Annotated in this window: 5 protein-coding genes and 1 pseudogene; 4 read left to right on the top strand and 2 right to left on the bottom strand. The window is 42.9% G+C overall.

The window, feature by feature from the left end; translation table 11 throughout:
- Positions 1-482: pseudogene (locus AB4496_RS18900) on the bottom strand (DNA repair protein); the annotation flags it as partial.
- A 322-nt stretch (positions 483-804) separates the two neighbouring features.
- On the opposite strand from AB4496_RS18900, the gene cysB reads away from it, so the two are divergent.
- Positions 805-1,779: an HTH-type transcriptional regulator CysB gene (gene cysB / locus AB4496_RS18895; RefSeq protein ID WP_009848858.1), complete on the top strand. Its 975-nt coding sequence runs from the start codon at positions 805-807 to the stop codon at positions 1,777-1,779.
- A gap of 169 nt (positions 1,780-1,948) precedes the next feature.
- Entirely contained in the window at positions 1,949-3,151 is a 1,203-nt protein-coding gene (locus AB4496_RS18890) for a methyltransferase (RefSeq protein ID WP_102257829.1), read from the top strand.
- A gap of 191 nt (positions 3,152-3,342) precedes the next feature.
- Here the strand turns inward: AB4496_RS18890 and ald are convergent, their stop codons facing one another.
- On the bottom strand, positions 3,343-4,467 hold the full coding sequence (ald, locus tag AB4496_RS18885; protein WP_009848856.1) for an alanine dehydrogenase: 1,125 nt from the start codon (positions 4,465-4,467) through the stop codon (positions 3,343-3,345).
- A 156-nt stretch (positions 4,468-4,623) separates the two neighbouring features.
- On the opposite strand from ald, the gene lrp reads away from it, so the two are divergent.
- Positions 4,624-5,118, top strand: a complete 495-nt coding sequence (gene lrp, locus AB4496_RS18880; protein ID WP_004734558.1) for a leucine-responsive transcriptional regulator Lrp — start codon at positions 4,624-4,626, stop codon at positions 5,116-5,118.
- 163 nt (positions 5,119-5,281) lie between these two features.
- The coding region (locus AB4496_RS18875; RefSeq protein WP_372131615.1) for a DNA translocase FtsK 4TM domain-containing protein at positions 5,282-6,837 on the top strand (1,556 nt) is incomplete at its 3' end.

Below are 6,837 nucleotides of genomic sequence, written 5' to 3'. Positions count from 1 at the left end.
GTTTCTAAGCGAGCGTTTTCAACCACAAAAGCTTGAGTATTAAAACGTCCTTTATTGTGCTCGTTACGAACCGTGTCACGCAAGCGTTTAACTAGCTTAAGCATCATGATTGCTTGCTTGTCACTACTAGGCATGCGAAAAGCGGTGCTTTCGCCCCCTTGGTGGTTCTCTTTAAGCTGAGTGATTTGTTGCTTTACGCTTTCGATGCGTTGGGCAAGCTGCTTATTTTTAGGATCGAGTTCATACATATTAACTAATGCATCAAGAATTCGATTGTTTAAGCATATAAGAAGATCTTGGCTAAACGGCATGTGGTGAGCATTGCCAATTAACTCTTCTGTTCCATCTATAATGGTTAGATAACGAGAAGCTTCCTGTTTCTTCGTTGTTTCTACCTTAACTTTGTATTGAAGCATGATGTTGTAGCCTAAAACCAACACCAAAAGCACGGCTACCAAGGCGATTATTAAACCAATATTCATATATTTGTGTCTGCTTATTGTTTTCTATAGCTAACTAGAGAGGATACACGATTCCATTGTGTATAGGCACTTGTAAATTACAATTTTTGATTATCTCTTGTTGAGCGCAATCGGCAATCAAAATTTACTAACTAATGTGTGAGAATGAGGAGTGGCTTACAAAGCGTCAGTGATGTTTTTATTTGTTACGCTTTAAAAGCTCGATATTTCTGTCATTTTAGTTCTCGAAGCGTTATAACTATTAATTATATTACACGAGACTATAACGCTCTATTTGCAAATAAGTTAGCGCAGAAATGAGTAAAGGATTACGAGGTTAGATATGAAGTTACAGCAACTGAAGTACATTGTTGAGGTTCTAAACCATAACCTAAATGTTTCAGCGACAGCAGAGAGTTTGTACACATCTCAGCCCGGCATAAGTAAACAGGTTAGATTACTTGAAGACGAGCTAGGCATTCAAATATTTGAGCGTAGCGGTAAGCATTTAACTCAGGTTACACAAGCCGGTGAGGATATTATTCGTATCTCTCAAGAGATTTTGGCTCGTGTTGAGAGTATTAAAGCGGTTGCGGGTGAGCACACTCATCCTGAGATGGGCACATTGAATATTTCAACCACTCATACTCAAGCTCGTTATGCACTCCCTGATGTTATTAAAGGTTTCACGGCGCGTTATCCAAAAGTGTCGCTTCACATGCATCAAGGTACGCCAAGCCAGATGTCAGAAGCGGTAGCTAAGGGTACAGCGAACTTTGCGATTGCAACGGAAGCGCTACACCTTTATCAAGATGCAATTATGCTGCCTTGTTATCATTGGAACCGTTCGATCGTGGTAACGAAAGATCACCCTCTTGCACAGAAACGAAATATCTCGATTGAAGATCTTGCCGCTTATTCTCTCGTGACTTATGTATTTGGTTTTACTGGCCGTTCCGAGCTGGATACAGCATTTAACAAAGTAGGCTTAACACCGCGTGTTGTGTTTACCGCGACGGATGCTGATGTGATTAAAACTTATGTTCGGATGGGGATCGGGGTGGGTGTAATTGCAAGCATGGCGATTGACCACGAGCAAGATACAGACTTGGTTGCTATTGACGCGAGCCACTTGTTTGGTGCGAGTACCACAAGTATTGGCTTTAGAAAGGGTACTTTCTTACGTTCTTACATGTTCGATTTCATGGAGCGTTTTGCACCGCACTTAACTCGCCCAGTAGTTGAGCAAGCTATTTCTTTGAAATCGAATGAAGAGATCGAAGAGATGTTTAAAGACATCGACTTACCCGTTCGCTAAGGGTCATAGTCTTACCTAGATTCCCAATTCGGCCTGTTTACAGGCCGTTTTCATTTAAGCTCATTTGTGGTTTTATTGCTGGTAGGTTGTCTTTATACAACCTCAATTTGTAACCTTCCTTTCCATTTAGGCCTCTTACCCCTACAATCATCGCACCATAGGGGGAAGCATGCATTCACGATTCAAAATACTCGATTCATTTTTGCTAGAGCACCAGATTTACTGGCGTTCAGAGCCTTTTCACCTATGCCAAACTCACGATCAGCCATGGACAGACGTGAACCTTCCACTTGTCGATTGGTTAGATGGTTTGAGTATTGAACGCATTCAAACGCTAAAAGAACAGCCTCAAGTTCTGATTTCGGAACTTATGCGTTTTCTCCCAGAGTTAGGGAATGCCAATCAACACATCCAGTTTGATAATTCGGCTTTAGTTGGGCTTGATCTTCCGCGCGGTACTGCCGATGGTATTCCCGGCAGAAAGCTGCAACAAATCGTCGCGATGGGTGAGGCTTCATTAGAGCACCATCATGGTAAAGAGTGGCTTGAATGGTGTTCTGGCAAAGGCTTTCTCGGTCGGATCTTATCTCAGCAATCAGATCAAAAAGTCACTAGCTTTGAATGGCAACAATCGTTGTGTGAAAGCGGACAAAAGATTGCAGATGACCAGAAACTAGAGATGGACTTTGTTCAAGGTGACGCGTTTTCAAAAGATGCAGATAGGGTGTTTAACTCAAATCAACATGCTGTTGCTCTTCATGCTTGTGGTGACCTTCATGTCGAATTAGTGAAGAAATCTGTTTCACATGGGCTTCCTGCAGTCACCATTTCTCCATGTTGCTACCACCTTATTCACGATGAAAGCTACCAAGCGATGTCATCCGTTGCGAAAAGCTCAGCATTAACGTTGAGCAAGAGCGACTTAAGAATCCCGCTTCAAGAAACCGTCACTGGTGGTGAAAGAGTAAAAAGGCACCGTCAGTTAGAAATGAGTTACCGATTAGGCTTTAGCCAACTACTTAAGGGTGAGCTTGGTGTCGACGAGTACATTCCTGTACCAAGCATCAAGAAATCGGAGCTATCCGAAGGCTTTGAATCATTTTGTTGCTGGGCATCTGAAGTGAAAGATATATCGCTGGGTTCAGATATTGATTTTGACTCTTATTTAATTCAAGGCGAAGCGCTTTTCTGGGAAATGGAAAAGCTGAGTTTAGTTCAACAAGTCTTTAGAAGACCTTTAGAGATATGGTTGGCCTTAGATCGTGCCATTTATCTGCAAGAACAAGGTTATCAAGCTTCGATTGAAGAGTTCTGCGAACGTAGTGTAACGCCAAGAAACCTATTGATTCATGGGGTTAAGATCGAGCGCTAGCGGTAAACAGCACTGGTACGTGTTTTTACGATCTAACATCATGAATGCAAAATAAAGCTATAAATACAAAAAAATGATAAATACAAAAAAGCCAGCGCGACATAATGTCGTACTGGCTTTTTGTTTAATGTGTCTGAATTAACTGAACGCTTCAACGAGAAGGTTATTGCATTCAGTTAGCCATTACATCATTAGTTAAACATCGCGATTGCTTCTGCAGGCGCTACGTATTCTAGGTCAAAGCTTTCTGCAACTTCTTTACAAGTCACTTTACCGTGGATTATGTTTAGACCTTCTAGGAAACCTTCATCAGATAGAAGTGCTTCGCGGTAACCTTTGTTCGCTAGCTTAACAATGTAAGGAAGTGTTGCATTGTTTAGTGCGTAAGTAGAAGTACGAGCAACGGCACCTGGCATGTTAGCAACACAGTAGTGAACTACGTCATCAACGATGTAAGTTGGATCGGCGTGAGTCGTTGCATGTGAAGTTTCAAAACAACCACCTTGGTCGATTGCAACATCAACAACCGCTGAACCTGGCTTCATCTTAGCGATGTGATCTTTTGTAACAAGTTTAGGAGCGGCTGCGCCTGGGATTAGCACTGCACCAATCACTAGGTCAGCTTCTAGAACATGCTTCTCAATAGCGTCTTCAGTAGAATAAACCACTTTTGCGCGACCTTGGAATTCTTCATCAAGACGACGAAGAGTATCTACGTTGCGATCAAGAATGGTTACATCAGCGCGAAGGCCAACAGCCATACGTGCTGCGTTAGCACCAACAACACCGCCGCCAACAACAACAACTTTTGCTGGCTCAACACCAGGAACGCCGCCAAGAAGAAGACCACAACCACCGTTAGATTTCTCTAGTGTTTGTGCACCTGCTTGAATAGACATGCGACCAGCGACTTCAGACATTGGTGCTAATAGTGGCAAGCGACCCATATTATCTGTTACAGTCTCATAGGCTACGCAGACAGCTTTGCTCTTGATCAGCTCTTCAGTTTGTGGAAAATCTGGTGCAAGGTGTAAATAGGTAAATAATATTTGCCCTTCGCGAAGCATAGCTCGCTCGACAGCTTGAGGTTCTTTAACCTTTACAATCATTTCTGCTTTCGCGAAAACGTCAGCAGCAGTAGGAAGAATGGATGCGCCTACAGCGATGTAATCATCGTCTGAAAAACCGATACCATTACCGGCATTGGTTTCTACAAAAACTTGGTGGCCGTGTGAGATTAGTTCTCTCACGCTAGCTGGGGTCATACCAACGCGGTATTCGTGGTTCTTGATTTCCTTAGGTACGCCAATGATCATCCTGACTCCTCATTTTATTTTGGTTGTTTTATCTATGTGTAGGGTAATTCTGTCGAATTAATATCTAGTATAGATATGTTTAAGTAAAATTTGATACTGAATATTAAAAAGTTGTAGTATATTTTTTTGCAAGGAAGTAATAAGGTGGAATAAAAAATGGCAGACAATTATAAGAAGCCGTCCAAGGAACTAGATCGTATTGACCGCAACATTCTTAATGAGTTGCAAAAAGACGGTCGTATCTCAAACGTTGAACTCTCAAAACGAGTAGGACTTTCTCCAACTCCATGTCTTGAGCGTGTTCGTCGTTTAGAGCGTCAAGGTTACATTACTGGGTACACAGCATTGCTGAACCCACAGTACCTTGATGCTTCACTTTTAGTGTTTGTTGAAATTACGTTGAACCGTGGTGCGCCAGATGTGTTCGAACAATTCAACACCGCTGTGCAGAAACTGGATGACATCCAAGAGTGTCATTTAGTGTCGGGTGATTTTGACTATCTTCTAAAAACACGTGTATCTGATATGGGTGCTTACCGTAAGCTACTGGGTGATACGTTACTTCGTCTACCAGGCGTAAACGACACTCGAACTTACGTTGTAATGGAAGAAGTGAAACAAACCAATCAACTTGTGATTAAAACTCGTTAATCACAATTGGTGAAATGAAAGAAAGCGGACATTTGTTCCGCTTTCTTGCTTTCTGGAATTGGGTTTTTCTGTTTGATATGGTTAAATCAACAGTAGTTTCATTGAAACGAGCGGCTATTGCCGCTCGAGATGTTTTTATCCCGTTTAATTATTAAGTTGGTTTATGTTCAAGCAGAGCAGTAATAAAGTAGAAACAATCATTAAAACGAGTGAAGAGCCTCAGTCTCCTCGTTTAAGTGGTTCTCAACGTCTAAAAGAGTGCAGCCTAATTCTAGGTGTTCTCTTCTCTATTCTACTTGCCGTTGCGTTATTAACTTTTAGCCCTGCTGACCCATCATGGTCGCAAACGGCTTGGGGTGGTGATATTCAAAATGCAGGAGGCTACGTAGGTGCATGGTTGGCGGATACGCTTTTCTTTGTGTTTGGTTCTTTAGCTTATCCTTTACCTATCTTGGTGACGGTTGCTGCGTGGGTATTATTCCGTAAACGTAATGAAGATGAGCAGATCGATTTCATGCTGTGGGGTACTCGTTTACTTGGACTGATTGTCCTTATTCTTACTAGCTGTGGTTTAGCGGATATCAACTTCGATGATATTTGGTACTTTTCATCTGGTGGTGTAGTCGGTGATGTATTAACAAGTCTTGCACTTCCAACGCTGAACGTTCTGGGCAGTACGTTGGTTCTTCTTTTCTTATGGGGAGCTGGCTTTACCCTATTAACGGGCATTTCCTGGTTAAGTATTGTTGAATGGTTAGGCGAGTGTGCAATCAAATCCTTTACGTCAGCCGTTAATAAGGCGCGCGGCCAAGATCAAGAGCTGCTTGAACCTCAGTTAACAGAATCGGCAGACCGCGATTTAATCGAAGAACGTCATCAAGAGCCGAGTTACCGTGATGTTCCTGCTTTAGAAGATAACAAAGAATCAAAAGAGCATGATCTACTAGATCCTGCGATGAGCTTCTCAGCGACCAATGAGTCTTCAGGCGAGGCTACAAATGCGCTAGACAGTGCCGCGTCGCCGAAGCGCCATTACAATATTCATATGCCTGTCGATGCGCCAGCGAAGCAAGACGCTTCAGCTCAAGAAGTGTCTGATATTCAACGTCAACCTGAAGTTGAACCTGAGCCGATCCCTGCTGCGCCTGTTTACCAAGCGCCAGAAGAGCCTTTGGAAGAGGGCATTGAGCGCTCGAAGCAGTTGAATGCAACGATAGAGCAGCTAGAGAATGCTGCAATGTATGAAGATGATCTAGCGGCTCAAGAGCAAGTTGACGCACATGAATCTCAGGTTGCGTACCAACAATACATGCAAAACGAACAAGCGGAAGTTAGTCCAACTCATAGTGATTTTGATAGTGCTGAAACAGCAACGGATAGTTCCTCTGAAGTCGAGGGTGAACTCGGTGCAGAAGACGTTCAGCCTGAATCTTTATATGCTTCGCCAGTGGATGAAACAGAAGAAACAATCGAAGAAGGTTCTTCTGTGCAAGCATCTCCGTTTGATATGGCGGAAGAGCAAGATGAACAAGCTTCAGTGTTCCAACCTGTATCGATTGAAGATGTTAATACTGAGCAACAAGAGCCTTTCGCTGCCCAGCAAGGTAATGCGGAGTTTGAACAAGCTAACGAACAAACTGAAGAGCTTGCTGTTGATCTTCCATGGGAAGAGGTCACGGAAGATGAGTCTGCGCACCAAGACCAAGACCAAGACCAAGA

It is taken from the genome of Vibrio sp. 10N.222.46.A1, from assembly GCF_041473595.1.
GTDB lineage: Bacteria > Pseudomonadota > Gammaproteobacteria > Enterobacterales > Vibrionaceae > Vibrio > Vibrio tasmaniensis_A.
The sequence above is the reverse complement of the archived record's forward strand: the minus strand, read 5'-3'. Positions and strand labels throughout refer to the sequence as shown.

Bases quoted from the DNA above. Each gene is read 5' to 3' on its own strand.
- cysB (WP_009848858.1), top strand. From the start codon at position 805: ATGAAGTTACAGCAACTGAAGTACATTGTTGAGGTTCTAAACCATAAC.
- AB4496_RS18890 (WP_102257829.1), top strand. From the start codon at position 1,949: ATGCATTCACGATTCAAAATACTCGATTCATTTTTGCTAGAGCACCAG.
- ald (WP_009848856.1), bottom strand. From the start codon at position 4,467: ATGATCATTGGCGTACCTAAGGAAATCAAGAACCACGAATACCGCGTT.
- lrp (WP_004734558.1), top strand. From the start codon at position 4,624: ATGGCAGACAATTATAAGAAGCCGTCCAAGGAACTAGATCGTATTGAC.